A 22,809-nucleotide genomic window follows, 5' to 3' on the forward strand; every position below is an offset into this window, starting at 1 on the left:
AACCAAAAAACCAGACAATGCGCCCGCAATATGTGCCAAGTTGGACCCAAAGCCTGCAAAGCTCCGGTTCCGCGCAACCAAGCGTTAGTAGTCCTGGCGCGCAATTTCGAAGATCAATACATCATTGGCCACATCAGAACCCATCACACTCATTGCGACCTCTCGCAGTTTCCCGCGAACAACATCCAGGTTTTCGTTGTTGATAAAGGCACCGTCAAAACCGCCGATGCTCGCGTGATCGAACAAGACACGCAAAAAACCATCGCGCAGCTTCGGCTCAATATCGAGAACGTCTTCTTCATTTCCTGTGGCAACCTCGATGCTGAGAGACATCACGACCAAGGCGGAGATACGCTCATTTTCGACCAAAGGCACGACGAACTGATTTGGGAGCCGAACGTATTCCATCCCTGAAGCTGGGCCACCTTCGCCGGGCTTCTCCATCTCTTTTTCGGCGCTTGCATCATTAGGATAGTCTTTGGTGGCCTCGGTTTCCGCTTCGACAGAAGCAACCTTGTCCTCCACCGGAACGGGGCGCAGAAATATGCCCGCCCCAACTCCAGCGCCTGATCCGATAAGCAGCATGACAATTGGCAGAAGCTTTTTCATCCGATCATTCCTCAGAAAGGTAAAACAGAGTCAAGTACTTGCTGGCCAAGGCGCGGCTGCTGTACGTCCGTAATCTGCCCCCTACCGCCGTATGACACACGCGCGGTTGCGATCTTGTCGTAGGTGATTTCGTTCTGCCGCGAGATATCTTCGGGGCGAACATATCCTGTCACCAAGAGCTCGCGCATTTCAAAGTTGACCCGCAATTCCTGGCTGCCTGAAATCGACAACACACCATTTGGCAAAACATCTACGACTGTCGCGGCGATGCGAAGCGTGAGCTTTTCATTACGACGCACCGACCCATCTCCAGATGAACTACTCGCAGAATTGATCGACACGGCTTCAGCTGTCGACGCCCCATCAGGCAGGCGTTCATCAATCCTCTGCGGCAATCCAAACAGCCCCGGGATTCCCAGGCTTTCAGAACCCGAACGTGAGCGATCCGTCGCATTCGAAATCTCAGCCTCCTCATCGATCTCAATAACGACCGTGAGGATGTCACCCTGCTGCACGGCGCGGCGGTCACCTAGCAGCGATTGCCGCGCGCCGGACCAAAGCGACGCCCGCTCAGTCGGCCCCTGCGCATCGGTGCGCAGCGGCAGACCCGGTGACATCATGGCGTTGTGTTCTGTTGTCTCTCTCGCAGATGAGAAAGAAGGTGGTTTTCCAAGATGATCCATCCGACCACAAGCGGCTATCAGAATTATGCTGGCAATGGCGGTGCAGTTTCGCAGTAACATCGAAAATCCCTAATTTTTGACTTCAACCGAGCCGTCTGGTTGGATCTGTCCAAAGAGCGTGGCGCGCGAGGATAGGTTCATGATCCTGACGCGATCGCCAACACCACCGCGTTCCAGCGATCTGCCTTCGGTCGTGATTACCAAGCCCGCGGATTGGAACGTTAGCGATACGATCTGATTGCGCGTCACCAAAGCGGGCGGACCAATCTCATCGACACGTATCGGCCGCCCGGCATAAAGCGTTGTTCTCGCTTCCTGACCAATGACATCCGCCACCCGGTTGAAACCGTTGGCAATTTCACCAGCTTTGGTCCCGACATCGATATCCGTGATGATTGCGTTGGCTCGAATGGTCCGGGTCGGCACCACGATTTCGGCCAGGGCAACGGTCGACGTGCTCAGAACAAGAAAGAGACTAAGAACTCTGATCATCGAATTTGCGTCGTCGCGCCCATCATCTGATCTGCCGCCGAAATCACCTTGGCATTCATCTCATAGCCGCGCTGCGCTTCGATCAGTTCGGTAATTTCACGCACTGCGTCGACAGAACTGTCCTCAAGATAGCCTTGTCGAACCGTCCCGAGACCGTCTTCTCCGGGGGTCGAAATCAGGGGCGGGCCAGAGGCTTCAGTCTCACCGAAGAGATTGCCACCCAGGGCCTCGAGCCCTTTCGCGTTGGTGAACCCAACCATGTTGAATTGACCCAGAAGCTGAGCGTCCGGCGCGTCGGCGAAGTAGGCGTATACCTCTCCGGCCGCGTTAATGGAGATGCTCCGCGCGTCATCCGGGATCACGATTTGAGGTTCAACGGGAAAGCCATCGGATGTCACAATGAGACCTTCCCCGGTTCGCTTTAGACCACCGTCACGTGTGTAAGCGCTCAAGCCCGACGGAAGCGTCACTTCCAGATAGCCCTTGCCTTCAATCGCCAGATCCAGATCACCGCCTGTTTGGCTGAGAGACCCTTGCTGCAACTGTACGGAAACCGCGGCGGGGCGGACACCCAAACCCAACTGAACCCCCGTCGGCATGATCGTACCATCGGTCGCGCTGATGGTCCCGGGTCGGGTCATCTGTTGATAATGCAGATCGGCAAACTCAGCTCGCCGGGCATTATAGCCAGTCGTGCTCATGTTCGACAGGTTGTTCGAAATGGTCTCAACGCGCATTTGCTGAGCGCTCATACCGGTGGCTGCAATCTTTAAGGCACGCATAGCGGGTCTCCTAAATCGATAAAATTACTGGGACATGGTGCGAAGCGCTTGACGAACACGCTCGTCTTCGGCTTCTAGAAAGCTGGCGCCCAATTCATAGGCCCGTTGGACCTCGATCATACGGGTAATCTGCAGGATCGAGTTTACGTTCGAGTTTTCGACAAACCGCTGGAGCACGCGTGCACCCTCCGCAGGCTCGTATCCATCATCAGCGCGAAACATAACGCCGTCTTCGCGGACCATCTCGCGCGGGTTGAGCGGCTGCACCACACCGATCTGACCAATTGGGTTTCCTTCGCTCGAAATCGTTCCGTCTGACGAAACGGCGATGTCGGCTGCGCCCGGCGGCACAAAGACGGGAGCGCCCCCGGCATCGAGCACGCGGTAGCCGTCCATTGTGACGAGATCGCCCTCTGCATTCGGAGAAAACGCACCCGAACGAGATAGACGCTCGCCCGCTGGCGTTTCAATCAGGAAGAAACCATCGCCCTCGATGGCAAAGTCGAACGTGCCACCGGTTTGCGTCAGCGTCCCCTGCTCCAGCGAGGTGTTGCGCACATTGCCTTGTCCCATCGATAGGCTCGACGCACCATCGACCGACATCACGTATTCTGAGAATACGATGCCTTCCTGACGGTACCCGGTCGTTGCGGCGTTTGCGATGTTATTGGCGACGATGCGCATTTCTCGCATGAGGCCGGACTGGCGGGTCAAAGTGGTGTAGCCAGCGTTTTCCATATCAACCTCCGATAATCAGCGGGATGATGCGGTTCTGAAAGAACGCAACCAACGTTTGGGTCATGAAGCCCATCGATAACCAGAACACGATGATGATCGCTGCCAGCTTGGGCACGAAGGTCAACGTCATCTCCTGAATAGAGGTCAAAGCCTGAACGAGCCCGATCGATACCCCTGTGATCAAAGCGGCGGTCAGGATCGGGATGGAGATGATCACAGCGATCCAGAGACCCTGGCGCAGCGTGTCAAAAAAGAGGACTTCATCCAGCATATTAGACGGGCATCCGCAGGATTTCCTGATAGGCTTCCACGACCTTATTCCGAACCGTAACGGCCGCTTCGACGGCCAGTTCGGTCTGGGCTAAAGCTTGGACCAACGCATGCGGATCAGCATCACCGATCATTGAGGCCTTTGCCGTCTCTTCACTTTCCGCAAGTGTTTGCGCGAAATCGACGGCGACTTTGCTCACCGTCTCGATCATCGTTGGCTCTTCAGGTGTAGGCTCTGTCGCCGGACGTGCTTGTTGATAGCTCTGGATCGCCGATGCGGAACGGGCATCGGTAAACCGTTGAATCGCTGAAACAGCCTTCATATCCATTCTAGATCTCCTTCATGTCACGCAGCTCTTCCGGCCGCGATAGTCTGGGTTAGTTCCGTAGCAGGTCCATCAGCCCGCTCGACATCTTGCGGGTCTGCTCGAAGACTTTCAGATTGGCCTCGTAGCTCCGTTGTGCTTCGCGTGCATCGGCGAGCTCGATCATCAGATCCACGTTCGAGCTGTCGAAGTAACCGGTCTCGTCAGCCATTGGATGGGTCGGATCGTAGACCCGCTCGAGCGTCGAGCGGTCGAGCTGCACCCGACCTGTCTCAACCATCGACACGCCACTTCCCGAATTGAAAGCCGTCTCGAAGGGTACGAGTTTGCGGCGGTAGCCAGGCGTGTCCGCATTCGAAATGTTTTCTGCCAAATGCCGCAAACGGGTTGCCTGAGCTTTCAGGCCACTGGATGTTACGTCGAGTGCTTTGGAAAATTCGTTCATGATACGTTCTCCACTACTGGCGACTTAAAGTTGCGCGCAGAATTCCCAAGGAAGATTTGTAGATCGCAATGGCACGGTCGTGCTGCCGTTTAGCATCAAGTGACTTGAGCATTTCGCCTTCCAGCGAAACCGTATTCCCGTTCGGTGAAGCAATTGCCGTTTCGTCGGTGTAAGGTTCGGCCATGTGGCCTTTGACGATTCCGTGCAGATGACGATCACGAGTCGCGCGCTGACCGGCAGCCTCGCCCATTGAGGTCTGGGCTCGATAGGTATCGGCAAACGGTGCAAGGTCACGGGCTTTGTATTCGGGAGTGTCAGAATTGGCGACATTTTCCGCTGCCACGGCTTGCTTCTGGCCAGCATGAACCGCCATTGCATGCGAAATCTTGAAGACTTCCAAATTTTTGAACATCGGGGCTTCTCCCTCGAACGGTTTCATCAAGGCTTAACTCTGATTCCTTTAGAAAGAGTGTGCAAAAGCCAAAGGGTTGCCATGAACCAGCCAATTTCCTTCGACGGGTTGACCGCCCAGATCACTGAATTGAACCCTGTGCGGGCGATCGGCCGCGTGACGCGGGTCGAAGGCGGGGTTATTCATGTGTCTGGTTTGGCCGGCAAAGCCAGAATTGGTGATCTGGTGGTGGTTTATCGTCAAGGCGAGCCGCTATCCGGCGAAGTGCTGCAACTGGATGGGGATATGCTGGTGCTACTGCCAGATCAGGCGCCCGACGGTGTGGCCCTAAGGGATCGCGCTGCCTTGCTCGAGTCGCGCGGGATCGCCCCATCCAATGCCTGGGTCGGGCGAATCATAGACCCCTTTGGCAATCCTCTTGATGGCAAGCCTCTGCTGCGTGGAGCCGCTGCTCGCGCTTTGCGCCGAGCACCACCAGATCCTGGCGCACGCCGATCCCTTGGTGAGCGGCTGAACACGGGCATGGCCGGTCTCAATACCATGCTACCGATTGTGCGAGGGCAACGCGTGGGTCTTTTTGCTGGCTCGGGCGTTGGCAAATCAAGCCTCCTTGGCCATTTGGCCCAGAACATGACCGCAGATGTCGTTGTCATCGCAATGATCGGCGAACGCGGCCGGGAGTTGCGGCATTTCATCGAGGATGTGTTGGGCAAAGACGGGCTGAAACGCGCGGTCATCGTTTGTGCAACTTCCGATCAGTCGCCATTGATCAGACGCAGATGCGCCTGGGCCGCGATGTCTGTCGCGGAACACTTTCGCGATCAGGGAAAATCCGTTCTTCTTTTAGCTGACTCCATCACTCGGTTTGCCGAGGCCCACCGCGAAGTCGCGGTCGCGGCTGGTGAATCGCCCGTCCTGCGCGGTTTCCCGCCATCGACGGCGCACCTCATAATGTCACTCTGTGAACGCGCGGGCCCAGGGCAGCACCAGCAAGGCGACATCACCGGAGTCTTCAGCGTTTTGGTCGCTGGTTCTGACATGGACGAGCCAATCGCCGATATCCTCCGCGGTGTTCTGGATGGACATATCATTCTCGATCGCGAGATCGCCGAACGCGGCCGCTATCCGGCGATCGACGTCTTGCGGTCAGTCTCACGCAGCCTGCCGGCAGCCGCAACAGACGGGCAGAATGATCTCATTTCGCAAGCGCGCCACCTGCTTTCGGTCTATGATCGAAACGCGATGATGGTACGCGCTGGCCTCTACTCTGCGGGAAGCGACCCGGAGTTGGACGCCGCTGTACAAATCTGGTCGGACTTGGATGGTTTCCTCGCCAAGGTCGAAAAGCGAAACGTGGAGAACAGCTTCACTGAGCTGGAACTCATCCTTAGACGGGTTCGTGTTGGTGGCGCTTCGAGGAGCGGAATACCGGCCAGACCAACATCAGCGGCTTAGCGACTTGATCAGGACTGCAGAAGTGTCAAGGCAATCGACGCAGATGACGCCCCGCTGTTGAACGAAGATATCTGCGAGCGAACAACGTATTGGGTTATGAGTTGGTCCAGCTTCTCTGGATCGGAAAACTGGTTTACCTCATCACTGCCAAATGTGGTTCGAGCACGTTCTTTGAAAACAGTCAGCTGTTGATTGATATCTGCCTGGCCAAACTCGCTTGGCAGGTTCAGGGCCGTCTCGAAAAGCGCGCGCAGCGGCGGTTCTCCCATAACGGTGAACCACTTGGCATCATTGGAGATATCATCGGAACGGAACGTCTCAAGTTCCACGGCTCTATTGATGACAACCACGGGCGCATCCAATGTGACGCCTTCAGGAACTTCGAAGTTCTGTTGAATATAGAGATCCGCAATCTCATCTGAGAAACCAAAATCGTTTGCTCTAAAGTCTTCCACAATTCCGAAACCAAAGGCACGGGATAGGTCTGCATATGCAGGATTCTCGAGTTCATTTGCGCGCGCAACGACAGAAATGCTCCCCTCTTCAAGCACTTCTTTGATCTTGGTCCACTCCGGGCTGACCAGAACATCACCATCTGGCTCAAAACTGACGATGGCCTCGTAGTCTTCTTGAAGGCCAAAAGCTCCCAAAGCGACCTTGAGCAACCGTGTATCATCCAGCAGCTCTTCAGGGGTCGCGATCAGACCGATGTTTTGCTCAAAGTAATCTAGGTCATCTGAAGCGATATCCGCAAAATCGGAAACAGCCGCGGCAACAGCTTCTGCGTCCAATCTCTCTTGCGATTTTTGCGGTGGGGTTGCCAGATCAACGAGAACCCTTTGTGCATAAAGCGCAACACGCATCGTATCATCTTGGAGGCCAGCTGAGACCTCGAAGCTGTTCGCCCGGAAGCGCGCAACGATATCGTCGGCGAAACCGCTGGTTCCGATTTGTCGGTCTTCACCCGGACCCAAACCAAACGCCGCAGAGAACTCTTTGTAGCGATTGTCTGAAAACCTGTTGGCCAGAGAGTCGTCGGCCGTGGTACCTTCTTCAAGAACTTTTCTTATGAAAAAACGATTGTCGATGTCGTCTTGGATGCCAAACGCACCAAGAGCTACCTCGAGTAGTCGACGATCCGATGTCAGATCCTCTGCTGACGTCACCTTGTCGATGTTTTCGAGAAAGTAGTCTGTATTTCTCGAGATTTGTGCCGAGTTGGAGAAGTTCTCTAATTGGCTATCATAGGTCCGTTGAAGAAACCGCCAACCAGTCAGACCCGACGACGGGATGATTGGGGTAAACATCAGTTCACCCTCGCTGCGAGAAGGCGTTCCTCCCGCGGTAGCAAAGCTCTGAGCGCTTTGAGCGCCCGATAGTGCTGATTTTCGACCAAGCCAATTGTCGCTTCCGCGAGGACATTGCGACTGTCGGCATCCGTGAACACTTGGCTGAGTTCTTCAATCTGTCGCAACAACGGCAGATGGGCCTCTTCGGGGCTCTTGTCGCCCGACAGAACCAATTGCATGGCAAAACACGCTCGTTTGACCGGTGTTTTTGCATCTTCTGGGTGAATAGCATCGCGCAGTCGAAGGATATTTGCACCGGGGGTCATAATCGCGAGACGGCTTCGGCGATCTCCGTTTTCGATCACAACGCCATTGATCAGAACCCTTTCCTTGGGGCTGAGTTTTAGGACGAGACCGCTCATTTCGTCTCTCCTTCTTGTTTGAGACCGCCCAGAATGATCGCGTTGATTTCGAGCAGTGGTACCGCTGTCTCCTGCTTGCGCAGGACCTTCTGTGTATGGATACGAGTGAAATCCGCGAGATAGATGATCCTTGCACGCAATTCATCCGGTAGCAGGTTGTTGTCGTCTGCGACGTCCACGGCCAAGGCGGTCCACAGCTTATTATTCTCGTACAACGCTTCGGCAAGGGCCGGGAAATCATCGCTCTTGATCGCTTTTTTCATGCGATGGGAAATGCGGGCGATGACTTCGTATTCTGCACTGCGTGCCGTTCTGGTCGGGGCCGCTGCAGGCGCGTATGCGCTTTGGGCCTGTGCGTATGCGTTCACGTTGCAACCTTTATGGGAAACTGGAAACTGAATTCAGGGGCGCGAGAGACCGCGCCCCTGAGGTCCCGCTTAACGGAACAGCGACAGGATGGTCTGCGGTGCCTGGTTGGCAATCGACAGAGCCTGAACACCCAGCTGCTGCTGTGTCTGCAGGGCCTGAAGCTTCGCCGAAGCCGCTTCCATATCCGCGTCGACCAGAGCACCGATACCGGTTTTCAGGTTGTCGATCAGATTGCCGACGAAAGTCGACTGCGTCTCAATCCGACTACCGGCCGAACCGAGAACTGCAGCTGAGTCAATCGACTGCTGGATCAAACCCTCGATGGCTCCAAGAGCAGCAGATGCGCCTGCTTCGGTTGTCACGTCAAATGAATTGAGCAGAGACAAGTTGCCGCCGATTGTCGTGTTACCATCGTCGGTGGCGCCGGTGAGGCCTTGAATACCAGCCGCTGTAAACGCTGCGGCGGCACCGGTATTGTTGGTGACGTCGATCTGTCCAGCGGTGGTAGCATTGGCCGCGAATGTGACGTCAATCTCCATCCGGTCAGCAGCAAATTGCAATGCTGTCACCATCTTGCTCTGCACACTGGCTTGGGTATCGCCGTCCACGACGCTGACGACAATCTGATCAGCGGCAGCAATCGCTACGCCATTAATGGCCTCGATGCGGAACATGTCGCCTGCAGCAGGGGTTGCACCGACAGTCATAGCAGCACCTGTAGCACCATCTGCGCCAGTGAACGCAGTACCCGCGGCAGCTGCAGTACCTGTACCTGCAGCGCTAAAGACGCCTGCTGTCGTAGACAAATCTTGCTTAGTTACATCGATGTTGCTGGATACCACACCGTTTGCAGAACGGTCGAGAGAGGAGAGGATGCTGGATGTGCCGCTGCCTGCGTCATAGCTGTCGTTTGATAGCAGATTGAGACCATTGAACTGTGCAGCACCTGAAATCGAGGAGATTTGTGCCGTCAGCGCCTCGATGTCAGTTTGGATCTTGGCACGGTCAACGTTATCCTCTTGGGAGTTGACGACCTTACCTTTGATCTCCGTCAGGAGATCAGTAATGCCTTCAGCTGCGTTCAGTGCAACACCAACTGTCGATTGGCCGAGGGCCAGCGAGTCGGAGATTGCTTCAAAACCTGCAACGTCAGAGCGCATGACTTTTGAAATGGCCCACGTTGCGGCGTTGTCTTTTGCACTCTCGACGGTGAGACCGGTGGAGATTTCGCTCTGGACCTTGCCCAGGTTCATGTTGATGGATTTAAGGGTCTGCAGCGCAACCATTGCGCTGTTATTGGTAAGAATGCTGGACATAGCATGTTCCTTTGATCATTCACGCTTTGCGTGGTTTGAGCCCCCGGCGCCTTCACGCGGGAACGAAACTGTCTTTCTGACCAATGCAGTCGCCATCATCTGGCGAAGCGCCACCCGACCTCGGATGCAGCGACAACATGCCCTTTCAAAGGCTAATGAGTGCTTAAATCACGCGCCCTCTGTCTGTCCGTTTTTATTCAAATCCAATCTCAGGCCCGCTTTTCGACAGAACCGTCCGGTGACATGTCGATTTTCCGGCGCTCGCCCTTTTCGTCATAGGTTTCAAGCGAACTGCGCACACGGCGCAAAGCTGCAAGACGCCGAGACACAGACCGTATTCCCTCGAGCGCCTGATCCAGAAGTGCCTGGTTGCGCTTTACCTTGACTTGCAGGTCTGCAAGAGGCGCACGATCCGCATCCTCCAACGTCGCGAAACGCTCGATCAGGGCCTCTTTGCGCTCCAGCAATCGTGCGACCTCATCGAGATCACCGGCGAGCAAAGCGGCGCGCTCAGCATCCAAAAGGTCATCGAGCGCGTCGATAACATCTTCGAACTCTTCATTCGTCATTCTGCTTCTCCTTCAAAGCTTGAAAGAGCGATTCGCTCAATCCGATGCCACCCGCTTTCACCATTTGCATGGCCTGTTCCTGCACCATGAAGGAGCTGAACTGGTCCTCTCCTGACCCTCCGCCAAAGTGCTCGCTGGTCTTGCCTAAGCCTGCAGATTTCAACATTTCGGCCAGAAAACTTGCCTCTAGCTTCTGCGCAACCTCGCGCAACGCCTTGTCGTGAGACGACAGGGTCGTTGTGGTCGGCCCGATCGGGGAGGTCGTGTTCATGACAGTTATCTCCAATTGCAACTATTTTGTCCGAGCATGCAGCCAATCGGTAAAGAAGCAGTAACCAACTGACTGTATAAACGGGGACACGCGGAAGAAATCCCGGAGAGGCCAGTGCTCGAAATTGCGATGACACAGCCAGCGACAAAAGCTGGCCGAAATGAAAAAACGAACTCGAATGATGGTGCGTCGGCTAAGTCAGTGGCTGAGAATTCCGATGCAGATTTTGACGCAGCCTATTCGGCCGATGCCGAAAGCGAGGCCAAATCTGCGACGCCAGAAGCATCGAAAGAGAAGGTAGCGGACGGCGAGGGCAAGAGAACTACCACCGACGTGGCTGAAAATGAAGATGGCGGCAAGCTGATTGAGACCGTCGATGCTGGTGAGGACTTAGTGCTGGACGCCGCCGAGGGCTCTAAAGTCCGGTCGGCGGCTGACGAGGCGCCCGTCGAGGCCTCTTCACGCAAAGCACGCGTGTCCGATACAAGCGAACTTGCTTTCGCCCAACGTGTGCGTTCTGAGCGAGGGGACGCATCGCCGTTGGCTGCTTCCGAGAAAGCGCGCCCATCTGAGGCGCAAGCGTCAGAGGTTGCGACAACGGGTACTCCTCGGACGGTTGCAGGTTCTGGTCAAGCTTCCGTTGACGCGAAGAGCAATGAGCTCGCAATCCAACGACAGGCACAGACAAACGTATCAGTCGGACAGTCAGGTGCTTCGCAGACGGGCGGAGCGCAAACTGACTTGACAAAGACAGCTCTGCCTAAAGTCGCGGAGCAGATAACCGATGCCCAACCCATCAACTTGCCACGGGAGCGGTCTAGACGGGATGATCAGGATCGTCTCGCCACCTTAAGAGACACTGCACCAGCCACAAACCAGGCAAACAAGGCCGCAGCACCCAGTCCACCGGTCGCGACACCTGCGCAACAGGTTACGCCCCTAACGGCGCAAGTGGACATGCCACCTAGCGACCTTCAGCTTGCACCTATCAGCGACCTCGACGCACCCGCGTCGTGGGAGCAACGCAGCGCATCCACAACACCCTTGGCCCAAACCCTTTCGCGACCGGAGACGCCCGGCCTGATCGGGCGGCAGATGGCGGAAGCGCTGCAGCGCTTCCCAGATCGGGCGGTTGAACTCGCGCTGAATCCGAAGGAACTGGGCAAGGTAAAAATGAGCATCTCGGCTGTCGAAACAGGGATCACTGTTCAAGTGCTCGCTGAGCGACCAGAGACGCTGGACCTGATGCGTCGAAACATCGATCAACTCGCTCGCGAGTTCCAAGCTCTCGGATACGAGTCGATCAACTTCGCCTTCAATGAAGGCCAATCCGAACAGGGCCCGAGCGATCAAGCTGAAGGCAATGGCCAATCGTTGGCTACAGCAAGTCCTAGCGACGTCGAAGCCGACGCCCCCATCCCCGTCACGATGACCGCCTCGACCGGTGTCGATATTCGGATCTAAGGAGCAGACCGATGGAAGTTACCAATACTCAGGCCGCGCAGACCGCGGCGCGCAGTGCAGCCGCCAGCGAACAGTCATCAGCCGTGCTGTCGTCCGACTTCGAGACCTTTTTGCAGATGTTGACGGCTCAGGCGCGGTACCAAGATCCGTTGGAGCCGATTGACTCATCGGAGTATGCAGCCCAACTTGCACAATTCTCGATGGTCGAGCAGCAGGTGTTGTCGAATGATTTGCTGCAAGCGCTGAGCAGCCAGTTGGATGCAAGTAGCATTGGTCAAATCGCAGGATGGATCGGGATGGAAGCGCGCACCACCGCAGCGGTTCCCTTCGACGGATCGCCTCTGACGGTCACACCACAGACCCAGACGGGGGCGGATGAAGCCATCCTGATTGCTTACAATTCAGACGGCAATGAGGTCGACCGTCGGCAAATCCCAACGACGGGTGAGCCGATTGAGTGGACCGGGCGCGCAGCGGATGGCACCGCTTTCCCGAATGGCCTCTACAGCTTCAAAGTTGAGCATCGCGCCGTCGGCCAGACACTGGGCGTGACGACAGCGGAGACCTACGCGCGCATCACCGAAGCCCGGCGTCAAGGGAGCGAGACGATCTTTGTCCTCGAAGGCGGCTCCACCGTCACAACCAATGACGTCAGCGCTCTGCGCGAACCGGTGTAGGTACTAGCCCCGGTCCGCGAGCATCAGGCCAAGATAGATCGGCGGCATGATGACACGGCGGGCCCGTCCAAAGGGGAACCTCGTAAGCGGTTGGCGCATAGCCTCCGGCCAGATATCTGGTATGCATCCTTGAACCAGATCCGCAATGATCTTCCCGCTCAATGTCGCCATAGCAATACCGTTGCCATGATAGCATAGACCGGTCCACAGTCGCGATCCGGGCGTCATTTCTCCAACAAAGGGCAGGTAGCCGCGCGCTAGGCAAACCATGCCCGACCATAGATGCGCGGTTTCCACTTGGGACCACTTCGGGAAAAGACGCGTGAAGTCTCGCTGGATGCGTTTGCGGGCGCGCGCTTCCGCGGCAGGCCCTGTCATGAGCCCACCTCTCATACCGAACAAAAATCGCCGATCTGGCATCAGCCGGAAATAGTGCAACAGATGCCGCGTATCATAGCACATCTGATCACTCGACCAACCCTGCCGCGCGATCTCTGCCTCGGTCAACGGCCGAGTCACAAGCACATTCGACTGGCCAGGGATGTAGCGACCGCCGAGCCAATCGGGAAGGTCGTCGGAAGAATACCCGTTTGTTGCGACGATCACATGGCGAGCGGTGACCGCGCCTGAGGGTGTCTGGATATGATGAGAGACCCCATCCGACCGAAGCGCCTGAACAGGACTATCGTGACAGATGATCGCGCCTGTCTCTTCGGCTGCCGCGGCCAACCCCATAAGGTATTTGAGCGGGTTGAGGCCAAAACCGACAGTGATCGTCAGCGCGCCGTGAAAGGGACCGCCGAGCCCGTGCTGAGCGAGATCTGCGCGCTCGATGATCGCCGGGGCTACGCCGTAGTTCTCCTCAATCGTCGCAGCTTTTTCGCGAAGTGCATCCATGTCCCTTGGTCGGTGCGCCAGTTCGGTCTCGCCGTTTGAGTGCCGATCGACATCGAGCGAAAGGGTTTCGACCAACTCCGACACAAGAGCGACAGCGGCCTTCTCCGCCGCTCGGAAGTCGAGCCGACCAGCTTTGCCAAAACGGGTATCGAGTTGGTCATCGTCAAGCATGCTGCCGCCCAGACAGCAAAACCCACCGTTCCGGCCGGACGCGCCCCAACCGGGATAGTGCGCCTCCAGGACGATGGGTTTCAGTCCCGCCCGCGCAAGATGGTAAGCCGCGGAAAGGCCCGTAAACCCCGCCCCGATGATGACGACCTCTGCTTTATGAGCGCCGATAAGCGAAGGGCGATCAACATGTTCACAGGTCTGATCCCACCAGCACCCCTGACGCGGCCCGTCACCATAGGCATAGTCGGAAAAAATGCGTCTCATGCCGCCCGCGCCGCAGCTTGCTCCTCCTGTTGCTGCCGCAGGCTATTGCGCTTGGAGACGAGAGACGCGCTGATCACACCGATGGTCACAATGCCGATCATGATGGTGGATAGGGCATTGATCTCGGGAGACACGCCCAGCCTCACCGCCGAAAAAATCTTGATCGGCAGCGTGGTGGCCGCAGGCCCGGCAGTGAAGGAGGCAATCACCAGATCATCCAGGCTGAGCGTGAAGGCGAGCAACCATCCGGAAATCACAGCCGGCGCGATGATCGGCAGGGTGACAAGGCGGAAGGCATCGAAGCTCGAGCAGCCGAGGTCCAGCGCGGCCTCCTCGAGCGATCGATCGAACGTCATCAGGCGCGACGACACGACCACCGAGACGTAGCACATCGAGAAGGTCGTATGTGCGAGCACGATGGTGATCACACCACGGTCCAACCCGATCCCGATGAAAAGCAACAAAAGCGACAGGCCTGTAATCACTTCGGGCATCACCAATGGGGCGTAGATCATGCCGGAAAACAGCGTGCGCCCCAGGAACCGGCCGCCGCGCACCAGCACATAGGCCGCCATCGTGCCCAGAACCGTGGCGAAGGTCGAGGACAGAACCGCCACTTTGATGGTCACCCAGGCCGCATCAAGGAAGGCTTCGTTGCGCAGCAACTCGCCGTACCACTTGGTCGAGAAGCCGGCCCAGACCGTCACCAGTTTGCTTTCGTTGAAGGAATAGATGATCAGGATGACCATCGGCAGATAGAGAAACGCAAACCCCAGCGTCAGCGAGGTGGCGTTGAACCAGCTCAGCCGCATCATGCCTCTTCCTCCGCCTGACGCTGCTGGTTGCGCTGGAAGAGGATGATCGGGACGATCAGGATCAGCAAAAGGATCACGGCGACAGCGCTTGCGACGGGCCAGTCGCGGTTGTTGAAGAACTCCTCCCAGAGGACCTTGCCGATCATCAGGGTCCCTGACCCGCCGAGCAGTGACGGGATGACGAACTCGCCCAACGCCGGGATGAAGACGAGGAAGCTACCCGCGATGATACCGTTTTTCGACAGTGGGATCGTAACAAGCCAAAAGGCCTGAAGCCGCGAGCAACCGAGATCTTCTGCGGCTTCAATGAGCGAGCCATCCAGACGGTCGAGCGCGGCAAAAATCGGCAGGATCATGAAGGGCAGATAGGTATAGACGATACCGATATAGACCGCGGTGGTTGTGTTGAGGATCGTCAGAGGCGCACTGATTACGCCCGTCCACAGCAGGAACTGATTGAGAAACCCTTCCTGGCTGAGAATGCCCATCCACGCGTAGACGCGGATCAGGAATGAGGTCCAGAACGGCAGGATCACCAGCATCATCAGCGTGGGCCGCCACTCTTCCGGCGACCGCGCCATGGCATAGGCGATCGGATAGCCCACAATAAGCGTGATGAGCGTTGACAGGGCCGCGATCTGAAGCGAGCTGATGTAAGCCTTCCAATAGAGATCATCGGACGTCAAAAAGACGAAGTTCTCGAAGTCCAGCGCGGCAAAAAATGGGCCAAACCCCTCGCTCAGCGTGGGTGTGTAGGGTGGGATCGACAGGGCGATGTCCGACAGCGAGATCTTGAAGACGATCACGAAGGGGATCAGGAACAGCGCCAGCAGCCAGGCATAAGGAATGGCGATCAGCGCGAACCGCTGCATCAGGCCAAGGCCCCGCTATCTGCCACGGTGCTCATTGATCGAGCAAGACACCCGCGGTCGCGGACCAGGAAATCCACACCGGATCTTCCCATGTGAAGCTGCGGCGCGAGATGCGGTGGGTGTTGGCCGTCTGTGCTTTGATCACCTGCCCCCCCGGCAATTCGACATGGTAGGTGCTGAGGTTGCCGAGATAGGCAATGTCGAGTACCTTTCCCGAAACGGCGTTTGGTGCCTCCGCCGGCCTGTCGGCGCTGATCGATATCTTCTCGGGGCGGATCGCAAGGTGGCACGACTGCCCATCGGTAAAGCCGCGGTCGGAGGCCGCCATGAAGGGATCTCTTTCTTCAGCCCAATTCAGCTGGAAAAGCCCCTCGCCGACCGGGCGGGCCGTGCCGGAGACGATGTTCACATCTCCAATGAAGTCAGCCACGTAGACACTGTCTGGCGCTTCATAAATCCGTTCGGGCGTCGCCACTTGCATAATGCGCCCCTCGTCCATGACGGCAACGCGGCTCGCGACGGTCATCGCCTCTTCCTGGTCATGGGTCACGATCACGAAGGTCGTGCCCGTCTTCTCCTGAATGTCCATCAGCTCGAATTGCGTGGCTTGCCGCAGCTTGGCATCCAGCGCGCCGAGCGGTTCGTCGAGAAGCAGGAGCTTGGGTGCCTTGGCGAGGCTGCGCGCGAGTGCAACGCGCTGACGCTGCCCACCTGAAATCTGATGCGGTTTGCGGCGCGCGAATTTTTCGAGGCGGGTGAGCTTGAGCATCTCGGACACCCGCGCGTCGATCTCCGCTTTCGACATGCTGTCTCGGCGCAGCCCGAACGCGATGTTGTCATAGACGCTCAGATGCGGGAACAGCGCATAGGACTGGAACATCATGTTCACTGCGCGCTTGTTGGGTGGCACAGCCGCAATATCCTGACCTGCGAGTTCGATGGTGCCAGATGTCGGCGTCTCGAACCCGGCCAGCATGCGCATCATCGTCGTCTTACCACAGCCCGAAGGACCGAGCAGCGCGAAGAATTCGCGTTCGAAGATATCAAGTGTCAGGTCATCAATCGCTGTGAAGGCGCCGAAGCGTTTGGTGACGTTTCGAAACCGGATCAGCGGTTTTTCGGTGGGGTCGTCCCAAGGAGCAAAAATCGTCTCAGACAATGGCGTCTTCCCGAGAAGGTCCGGGCGCGTAACCACCGCGCCCGGCTGTAGGGGTCAGGTCCCCGATTTGATCCGCGTCCAGGTCCGTGTCAGTGTGCGCTGTTCCCGCGGGCCCCAAGTGGTCACGGTATAGAGGTTCTGAAGTGCTGCCTCATCTGGGTAGATCGCGGTATCGCCGATGACATCCTCGACCAGGAACTCCTTGGAGGCCGCGTTACCGTTGGCGTAATAGACGTAGTTTGACGCATCCGCCATGTTCTGCGCGTCCATGATGAAGTTCAGGAAGGTGTGCGCCGCTTCCGGGTTGGGCGCATCGGCAGGGATTGCCATCTGATCGAACCACATCAACGCGCCTTCGTTCGGTGCGTTATAGGCGATCTCTACTCCGTTTTCGGCCTCGGCGGCCCGGTCACGCGCCTGCAGGATATCGCCCGACCAGCCGAAGGCTACGCAGATATCACCATTGGCCAGCGCATTGATGTATTCCGAGCTGTGGAACTTCTGAATATGGGGGCGCACGGCGGTCAGGGCCGCTTCCGCCTTCTCGAGCGCTTCCGCGTCCTTGGCATCCGGATCCTCGCCCAGATAGGTCAGCGCGGCGGGGATCATCTCGGTCGGTGCGTCCAGGAAATGCACACCGCAGGCCGCCAGCTTTTCCATGTTGCCAGGATCAAAAATCAGACCCAGCGATGCGATGGGAGCATCCGCGCCCAAGATCTCCTGCACCTTTCCAACGTTCACACCAATCCCGGTGGTGCCCCACATGTAGTTAATCGAATAAGCATTGTCGGGGTCGTATTGCGCCGTGCGCTCCTCGATCACGTCCCACATATTGTCGATGTTGGACAGCTTCGATCTGTCGAGCGGCTGGAACACACCAGCCTGGATCTGACGAGCCAGAAACGTCCCAGTTGGCACAACCACGTCATAGCCAGACCCGCCAGCGAGCAGCTTGGTTTCCAAGACTTCGTTGCTGTCAAAGACATCGTAGATTAGGTCAATCCCGGTCTCGGCCTCAAACTTCTCCAGCAGGGCTTCATCGATGTAGTCGGACCAGTTGTAAACGCGCACTTCATCGGCAAAGACAGCCGTCGTGCTCAGCGCCAGCGCGGCGCAGCTCAGCATGAGCTTGTTCATATCATACTCCCGTTGACATTGACCGGGTTTGTCCCGGTTTCGCTAATTTTGATCAAGTTTTGCCCCTCGCGGCAAGATGCTTTATGCTTTCACGCCATCACATGCTGTGCAAGAGATGAGGAGTGTCGGCGTGACACCGGCGAAGGACTGACCATGCAGTTGCTCAGAAATCCGGCAACCTCTGCCGCAGCCCAAGAGACCAAACGGCCCGCGCACCAGCATGTCTACGAGCAGCTACGCGCCCGGATTCTGTTCGGTGATCTCACGCCCGGCGAGGCGGTGACAATCCAGGGCCTTGCCGACACTCTCGAGGCCGGTATGACTCCGGTACGCGAAGCAATTCGCAGGCTGATCTCGGACGGTGCGCTCAGCATGTTGGGAAACCGGCGCGTGATTGTTCCTGAGCTGACCGAAAAATGTATCGAACAGCTTGATTTCATGCGACAATCTCTCGAACCAGAGCTTGCGCGTCTCGCTGTTGCGCACATAGATCTCGACGGGCTCTCCGCTTTGAAGCTACGCGATGACGCCCTCAACGACGCGATTGAGCAGGGCGATATCCCGGGTTATCTGACTCACAACTACCGATTTCACGCAATGCTTTACCAGATCGCCCGCGCACCTATTCTGAGCGCCACGGTTGACCGGCTGTGGTTGCGATTTGCGCCATCGCTTCGGGTGGTCTGCGGACGGTATGGCACCCTCAATTTGCCCGACAAACACGCCGACCTGCTCGATGCTCTGGCGTCACGAGATACAGAAGCCGCGGCACGGGCCATGGCAGAGGACGTGCACCAGGGGATGTTGCAGATCCGCGCATCACTCGAAGACGCAGCCACCGACCAGCGATTCGATTGACACGAAATAATTTGATCATATTCTGACAGTGGTCGCGAAAACCGCTTCGTTCCAACACACAGGTGTCTGATGTCCATGATCACGAACCATATGCCCACGTCTGAATTGCAGGCGCTGGATGCAGCACATCACATGCACCCCTTTACGACCAACGATGACCTTGCGGGTCGTGGGGCCCGGGTGATCACCCGAGCGGAAGGCGTCTACCTGACGGACAGTGAAGGCAACGAAATCCTCGACGGGATGGCGGGGCTCTGGTGTGTCAACATCGGCTACGGGCGGAAGGAAATGGCCGACGTCGCCGCGCGTCAGATGATGGAACTGCCTTATTACAACACGTTTTTCATGACCACCCATGTGCCGGCCATCGCGCTGGCACAGGAGATTGCCAAGCTCGCACCGGATGGCCTGAACCACGTGTTTTTCGCCGGATCCGGTTCGGAGGCGAATGACACCAATATTCGCATGGTACGGACCTATTGGGCCGAGAAAGGTCACCCCAACAAGACCCACATCATCAGCCGCAAGAACGCCTATCACGGGTCGTCCATGGGCTCCGGCTCGCTCGGCGGGATGAGCTATATGCATGCGCAAGGCGGCATGCCAATCCCTGGCATTCATCACATCAACCAGCCGGATTGGTGGGGCGAAGGCGGCGACATGAGCCCGGACGAGTTCGGCGTGGCGCGTGCGAAAGAGCTGGAGGACAAGATCCTCGAGCTCGGCGAGGAAAAGGTCGCCGCCTTCATCGCCGAACCGGTGCAGGGCGCCGGAGGTGTCATCGTACCGCCAGACAGCTACTGGCCCGAGATACAGCGGATTTGCGACGCCTATGACATCCTTCTGATTGCTGACGAAGTGATCTGTGGTTTTGGCCGGACCGGTAACTGGTTCGGCAGCCAGACCATGGGCCTCCGCCCGCACATCATGACCATCGCGAAGGGCCTGAGCTCGGGCTATCAACCTATCGGCGGGTCAATCGTCTGTGACGAGGTTGCGGAAGTCATTGGCGCGACGGAATTCAATCACGGATACACCTATTCCGGTCACCCGGTGGCCGCCGCCGTCGCGATGGAGAACCTACGGATCCTGCAAGAGGAAAACATACTCGAGCAGGTCAGAAAGGTTGGTGCCCGCGCGCTGAAGGCGGGATTGGAAAGGCTGACAGATCATCCTCTGGTCGGGGATCTGTCAATCAAGGGGATGATGGCCTCTCTGCCGCTGACGCCACACAAGGAAAGCCGCGCCAAGTTTGCCGCAGACACCGGAACGGTCGGTTATATGTGCCGCGAGCGGTGCTTCGCCAATAATCTGGTCATGCGGCATGTGGGCGATCGGATGATCGTCTCGCCGCCGCTGATCATCGAGCCGGACGACATCGACGTCTTCATGGCCCGGGCGCGCAAGGCCTTGGATGAGACCTACGCCCAGCTCAAGGAGCAGGATTTGCTCAAGCCCGCCTCCTGAATGTGAAGCGGAGGTCACCGTCGATTCGGCCCCGGACATCTTCTCGCAAGAGCCGGAAACAGCAGCACGTCAGCCCAGAAACTGCCCGTCGATCAGTGAAATGGCCTTGAATTGGCCTTCGGCACCTTTATGGCCAGTTAAGCGCTTGCACGTGGCCAGTTTCTTCGTGTTAGATTTGCGACAATCAGTGCGGAAAACCGCCGGGGACAAACGGGGAGCCACTTTTGGCCGATACAACCACCGCAGACGCGTTCGTCGAGTTCGAGCGCGTGCAAAAGAGCTATGATGGCGAGAACCTCGTCGTCAAAGACCTCAACCTCTCGATGCCAAAAGGCGAATTCCTGACCATGCTGGGGCCGTCCGGGTCTGGGAAAACAACCTGTCTGATGATGCTGGCGGGGTTCGAGACGGCGACGCACGGCGACATTCGCCTTGATGGTCAATCGATCAACAACATCCCGCCGCACAAGCGCGGCATCGGCATGGTGTTCCAGAACTATGCGCTCTTTCCGCACATGACGGTGGCCGAAAACCTGTCCTTCCCGCTGGAAGTCCGCAAGATGGGCAAGTCCGACCGCGAGGCCAAGATCAAACGCGCGCTGGACATGGTGCAGATGGGTCATTTCGCCGGACGCAGGCCATCGCAATTGTCCGGCGGTCAACAGCAACGCATCGCGCTGGCCCGTGCGCTGGTGTTCGAGCCCGAGCTTGTTCTGATGGACGAGCCCTTGGGCGCCCTCGACAAGCAACTGCGGGAGACGCTGCAATTCGAAATCACCAACCTCGCCCATGACCTGGGCATCACGGTGGTGTATGTGACGCACGACCAGACCGAAGCGCTGACCATGTCAGACCGTGTCGCGGTGTTCGACGATGGCCGTATCCAGCAGCTTGCCCCGCCCGATCAGCTCTATGAGGCGCCGGAAAACAGCTTCGTGGCGCAGTTCATCGGCGAGAACAACACGCTGGAAGGCGTGGTGAAAGAGATTAAGGGCGAGACGGCACTGATCCAACTCGATGGTGGCGAGGTGATTGACGCAAAGCCCGTCAACGTGGCCGCAGCCGGAGATCGGACGCGCGTCTCGATCCGCCCGGAGCGGGTGGAATACAACAAGGACCGGCTGAGCGATGACGCCCACACCCTGAAAGCCGAAGTGCTCGAGTTCATTTACATGGGTGACATCTTCCGCACACGGCTGCGGGTGGCGGGCACCGATGAATTCGTGATCAAGACCCGCAACGCGCCGGATGTGGACCGTCTGACGCCTGGCCAGCAGATCGAGATCGGCTGGCTGCCGCAAGATTGCCGCGCACTCGACGCCTGATGGCGTGACCGCGCGACCTGTCGCATCCAGCAACTGGGCGCGACCCAACAGAGGCGGTGGCCAAGCCCGTTGCCACCTGTCTCAAAAACCGCCAACGGGCACATAACTGGGAGACTATAAATGAAATTGACCAAGACGCTTTTGGCCTCCACGGCGCTGACTGTCGCCAGTGGCATGGCCTTTGCAGATGGCCACATGGCATCCGAGATGACGATTGTCAGCTGGGGCGGCGCCTATTCCAACTCGCAGCAGAAGGCCTATCACGACCCCTATATGGAAAAGACTGGGGTCAACATCATCAACGATGAAAGCTCCGCCGAAGCAGTGGCGAAGCTGCGCGCAATGAACGAAGCAGGCAATGTCACATGGGACGTGGTTGACGTTGTGGCCGCCGACGCGATCCGCCTCTGCGACGAGGGGCTCGCAATGGAGATCGACCCCGACGAGCATCTGGCCGCTGCGCCCGATGGCACCTCGGCTGAGGATGACTTCGGTGACCTGCTGGTCTCCGACTGCTTCATCCCGCAGATCGTCTACTCGACCACTGTGGGCTACCGCACCGACATGGTGGGTGACACGCCACCCACGGAGATCTGTGCGCTGTTCGACACGGAAACCTACCCTGGTAAGCGCGCGCTCGAGAAACGCCCGATCAACAACATGGAATGGGCGCTGCTCTGTGATGGCGTGGCCAAGGATGACGTCTATGACGTGCTGGAGACCGACGAAGGCCAGCAGCAGGCGCTCGACAAGCTGGCCACGATCAAGGACGACGTGATCTGGTGGTCCGCCGGTGCTGACACACCGCAACTGCTCGCCGATGGTGAGATCGTGATGGGCTCGACCTACAACGGGCGTCTGTTCTCGGTCATCGAAGAACAGGACCAGCCGGTCGCAATGCTCTGGGACGCGCAGGTCTTCGATCTGGACGGCTGGATCATCCCAACCGGTCTGAGCGAAGAGCGTCTGGCCCGCGCGCTGGACTACATCTACTTCGCCACCGACACGCAGCGTCTCGCAGATCAGTCCAAATACATCAGCTATGGCCCCGCACGCGCGTCCTCTGCGCCGCTCGTGAGCACTCATGCTGAGCTTGGTATCGAGATGGCACCGCATATGCCAACCGACCCTGAGAACGCCAAGAACACGTTCCTCTACAACTACGAGTTCTGGGCGGACTACCGCGACGACATCGACGCGAAATTCCAGGCCTGGCTGGCGCAATAAGCCCATCTAGAGACTGATACCCACAGGA

The 22,809-nt window shown here is 57.6% G+C and carries 27 protein-coding genes; 7 read left to right on the forward strand and 20 right to left on the reverse strand.

The window, feature by feature from the left end; genetic code table 11:
- Positions 1–84: 84 nt before the first annotated feature.
- The 9 genes from ACVC7O_RS20635 to ACVC7O_RS20675 are packed head-to-tail and all read right to left on the reverse strand — an operon-like array spanning position 85 to position 4,757.
- Complete coding sequence (locus tag ACVC7O_RS20635; RefSeq protein ID WP_458323981.1) at positions 85–609, reverse strand: flagellar basal body-associated FliL family protein; 525 nt, start codon at positions 607–609, stop codon at positions 85–87.
- Between the two features lie 11 nt (positions 610–620).
- Positions 621–1,352 (reverse strand): flagellar basal body L-ring protein FlgH, encoded by a 732-nt coding sequence (gene flgH, locus ACVC7O_RS20640; RefSeq protein ID WP_458323982.1) that lies wholly within the window; start codon positions 1,350–1,352, stop codon positions 621–623.
- A gap of 9 nt (positions 1,353–1,361) precedes the next feature.
- The gene (gene flgA / locus ACVC7O_RS20645) at positions 1,362–1,784 is read right to left on the reverse strand and encodes a flagellar basal body P-ring formation chaperone FlgA (RefSeq protein ID WP_458323983.1); all 423 of its coding nucleotides are present in this window, start codon (positions 1,782–1,784) and stop codon (positions 1,362–1,364) included.
- Positions 1,781–2,566: a flagellar basal-body rod protein FlgG gene (gene flgG, locus ACVC7O_RS20650; protein ID WP_458323984.1), complete on the reverse strand. Its 786-nt coding sequence runs from the start codon at positions 2,564–2,566 to the stop codon at positions 1,781–1,783. Before flgG ends, flgA begins: the two co-directional genes overlap by 4 nt.
- A gap of 24 nt (positions 2,567–2,590) precedes the next feature.
- Positions 2,591–3,304 carry a flagellar hook-basal body complex protein gene (locus ACVC7O_RS20655; protein WP_458323985.1) on the reverse strand — a complete coding sequence of 238 codons (714 nt, stop codon included), beginning with the start codon at positions 3,302–3,304 and terminating at the stop codon, positions 2,591–2,593.
- A 1-nt stretch (position 3,305) separates the two neighbouring features.
- Positions 3,306–3,575 (reverse strand): flagellar biosynthetic protein FliQ, encoded by a 270-nt coding sequence (locus ACVC7O_RS20660; RefSeq protein WP_458323986.1) that lies wholly within the window; start codon positions 3,573–3,575, stop codon positions 3,306–3,308.
- Between the two features lies 1 nt (position 3,576).
- Complete coding sequence (gene fliE, locus ACVC7O_RS20665) at positions 3,577–3,903, reverse strand: flagellar hook-basal body complex protein FliE (protein ID WP_458323987.1); 327 nt, start codon at positions 3,901–3,903, stop codon at positions 3,577–3,579.
- A gap of 49 nt (positions 3,904–3,952) precedes the next feature.
- On the reverse strand, positions 3,953–4,345 hold the full coding sequence (gene flgC / locus ACVC7O_RS20670) for a flagellar basal body rod protein FlgC (protein WP_458323988.1): 393 nt from the start codon (positions 4,343–4,345) through the stop codon (positions 3,953–3,955).
- A gap of 13 nt (positions 4,346–4,358) precedes the next feature.
- Positions 4,359–4,757: a FlgB family protein gene (locus tag ACVC7O_RS20675; RefSeq protein ID WP_458323989.1), complete on the reverse strand. Its 399-nt coding sequence runs from the start codon at positions 4,755–4,757 to the stop codon at positions 4,359–4,361.
- Positions 4,758–4,838: 81 nt separating this feature from the next.
- Here ACVC7O_RS20675 and ACVC7O_RS20680 point away from each other — a divergent pair, with 81 nt between their 5' ends.
- Entirely contained in the window at positions 4,839–6,212 is a 1,374-nt protein-coding gene (locus ACVC7O_RS20680; protein WP_458323990.1) for a FliI/YscN family ATPase, read from the forward strand.
- Positions 6,213–6,220: 8 nt separating this feature from the next.
- Here ACVC7O_RS20680 and ACVC7O_RS20685 read toward each other — a convergent pair whose 3' ends face one another.
- From ACVC7O_RS20685 to ACVC7O_RS20710, 6 genes are all read right to left on the reverse strand, one after another.
- Positions 6,221–7,519 carry a DUF1217 domain-containing protein gene (locus ACVC7O_RS20685; RefSeq protein WP_458323991.1) on the reverse strand — a complete coding sequence of 433 codons (1,299 nt, stop codon included), beginning with the start codon at positions 7,517–7,519 and terminating at the stop codon, positions 6,221–6,223.
- Positions 7,519–7,923, reverse strand: coding sequence for a flagellar biosynthesis repressor FlbT (flbT, locus tag ACVC7O_RS20690; protein WP_458323992.1), 405 nt, complete (start codon positions 7,921–7,923; stop codon positions 7,519–7,521). The genes ACVC7O_RS20685 and flbT overlap by 1 nt, the downstream gene beginning before the upstream one ends.
- Positions 7,920–8,291, reverse strand: coding sequence for a flagellar biosynthesis regulator FlaF (gene flaF / locus ACVC7O_RS20695; RefSeq protein WP_458323993.1), 372 nt, complete (start codon positions 8,289–8,291; stop codon positions 7,920–7,922). The genes flbT and flaF overlap by 4 nt, the downstream gene beginning before the upstream one ends.
- A gap of 69 nt (positions 8,292–8,360) precedes the next feature.
- Positions 8,361–9,608, reverse strand: a complete 1,248-nt coding sequence (locus ACVC7O_RS20700) for a flagellin N-terminal helical domain-containing protein (RefSeq protein ID WP_458323994.1) — start codon at positions 9,606–9,608, stop codon at positions 8,361–8,363.
- A gap of 209 nt (positions 9,609–9,817) precedes the next feature.
- A complete protein-coding gene (locus ACVC7O_RS20705) occupies positions 9,818–10,177 on the reverse strand; it encodes a flagellar biosynthesis protein FlgN (protein WP_458323995.1) in 360 nt (119 codons plus the stop codon).
- Positions 10,167–10,448 carry a rod-binding protein gene (locus tag ACVC7O_RS20710; protein ID WP_458323996.1) on the reverse strand — a complete coding sequence of 94 codons (282 nt, stop codon included), beginning with the start codon at positions 10,446–10,448 and terminating at the stop codon, positions 10,167–10,169. The genes ACVC7O_RS20705 and ACVC7O_RS20710 overlap by 11 nt, the downstream gene beginning before the upstream one ends.
- A 114-nt stretch (positions 10,449–10,562) precedes the next feature.
- On the opposite strand from ACVC7O_RS20710, the gene fliK reads away from it, so the two are divergent.
- Positions 10,563–11,912, forward strand: a complete 1,350-nt coding sequence (gene fliK / locus ACVC7O_RS20715) for a flagellar hook-length control protein FliK (RefSeq protein ID WP_458323997.1) — start codon at positions 10,563–10,565, stop codon at positions 11,910–11,912.
- A gap of 11 nt (positions 11,913–11,923) precedes the next feature.
- A complete protein-coding gene (locus tag ACVC7O_RS20720) occupies positions 11,924–12,589 on the forward strand; it encodes a flagellar hook capping FlgD N-terminal domain-containing protein (RefSeq protein WP_458323998.1) in 666 nt (221 codons plus the stop codon).
- A 3-nt stretch (positions 12,590–12,592) separates the two neighbouring features.
- Here the strand turns inward: ACVC7O_RS20720 and ACVC7O_RS20725 are convergent, their stop codons facing one another.
- Genes ACVC7O_RS20725 through ACVC7O_RS20745 form a run of 5 tightly spaced genes read right to left on the reverse strand, consistent with a single transcriptional unit; the run spans position 12,593 to position 17,904 of the window.
- Complete coding sequence (locus ACVC7O_RS20725; protein ID WP_458323999.1) at positions 12,593–13,921, reverse strand: NAD(P)/FAD-dependent oxidoreductase; 1,329 nt, start codon at positions 13,919–13,921, stop codon at positions 12,593–12,595.
- Entirely contained in the window at positions 13,918–14,736 is an 819-nt protein-coding gene (locus tag ACVC7O_RS20730) for an ABC transporter permease (protein WP_458324000.1), read from the reverse strand. Before ACVC7O_RS20730 ends, ACVC7O_RS20725 begins: the two co-directional genes overlap by 4 nt.
- Entirely contained in the window at positions 14,733–15,608 is an 876-nt protein-coding gene (locus ACVC7O_RS20735; RefSeq protein ID WP_458324001.1) for an ABC transporter permease subunit, read from the reverse strand. The genes ACVC7O_RS20730 and ACVC7O_RS20735 overlap by 4 nt, the downstream gene beginning before the upstream one ends.
- Positions 15,609–15,639: 31 nt before the next feature.
- Positions 15,640–16,767 carry an ABC transporter ATP-binding protein gene (locus ACVC7O_RS20740; protein WP_458324002.1) on the reverse strand — a complete coding sequence of 376 codons (1,128 nt, stop codon included), beginning with the start codon at positions 16,765–16,767 and terminating at the stop codon, positions 15,640–15,642.
- Between the two features lie 54 nt (positions 16,768–16,821).
- Positions 16,822–17,904, reverse strand: coding sequence for a polyamine ABC transporter substrate-binding protein (locus ACVC7O_RS20745; protein ID WP_458324003.1), 1,083 nt, complete (start codon positions 17,902–17,904; stop codon positions 16,822–16,824).
- A 12-nt stretch (positions 17,905–17,916) separates the two neighbouring features.
- On the opposite strand from ACVC7O_RS20745, the gene ACVC7O_RS20750 reads away from it, so the two are divergent.
- The 4 genes from ACVC7O_RS20750 to ACVC7O_RS20765 all read left to right on the forward strand — a co-directional run bounded on the left by ACVC7O_RS20750 (position 17,917) and on the right by ACVC7O_RS20765 (position 22,781).
- Positions 17,917–18,762 carry a GntR family transcriptional regulator gene (locus ACVC7O_RS20750; protein WP_458324004.1) on the forward strand — a complete coding sequence of 282 codons (846 nt, stop codon included), beginning with the start codon at positions 17,917–17,919 and terminating at the stop codon, positions 18,760–18,762.
- Positions 18,763–18,831: 69 nt separating this feature from the next.
- Positions 18,832–20,229 (forward strand): aspartate aminotransferase family protein, encoded by a 1,398-nt coding sequence (locus tag ACVC7O_RS20755; protein WP_458324005.1) that lies wholly within the window; start codon positions 18,832–18,834, stop codon positions 20,227–20,229.
- A gap of 224 nt (positions 20,230–20,453) precedes the next feature.
- A complete protein-coding gene (locus tag ACVC7O_RS20760; protein ID WP_458324006.1) occupies positions 20,454–21,554 on the forward strand; it encodes an ABC transporter ATP-binding protein in 1,101 nt (366 codons plus the stop codon).
- Positions 21,555–21,674: 120 nt separating this feature from the next.
- The gene (locus ACVC7O_RS20765) at positions 21,675–22,781 is read left to right on the forward strand and encodes an extracellular solute-binding protein (RefSeq protein WP_458324007.1); all 1,107 of its coding nucleotides are present in this window, start codon (positions 21,675–21,677) and stop codon (positions 22,779–22,781) included.
- Positions 22,782–22,809: the final 28 nt, after the last annotated feature.

Source organism: Roseobacter cerffii, from assembly GCF_054226325.1.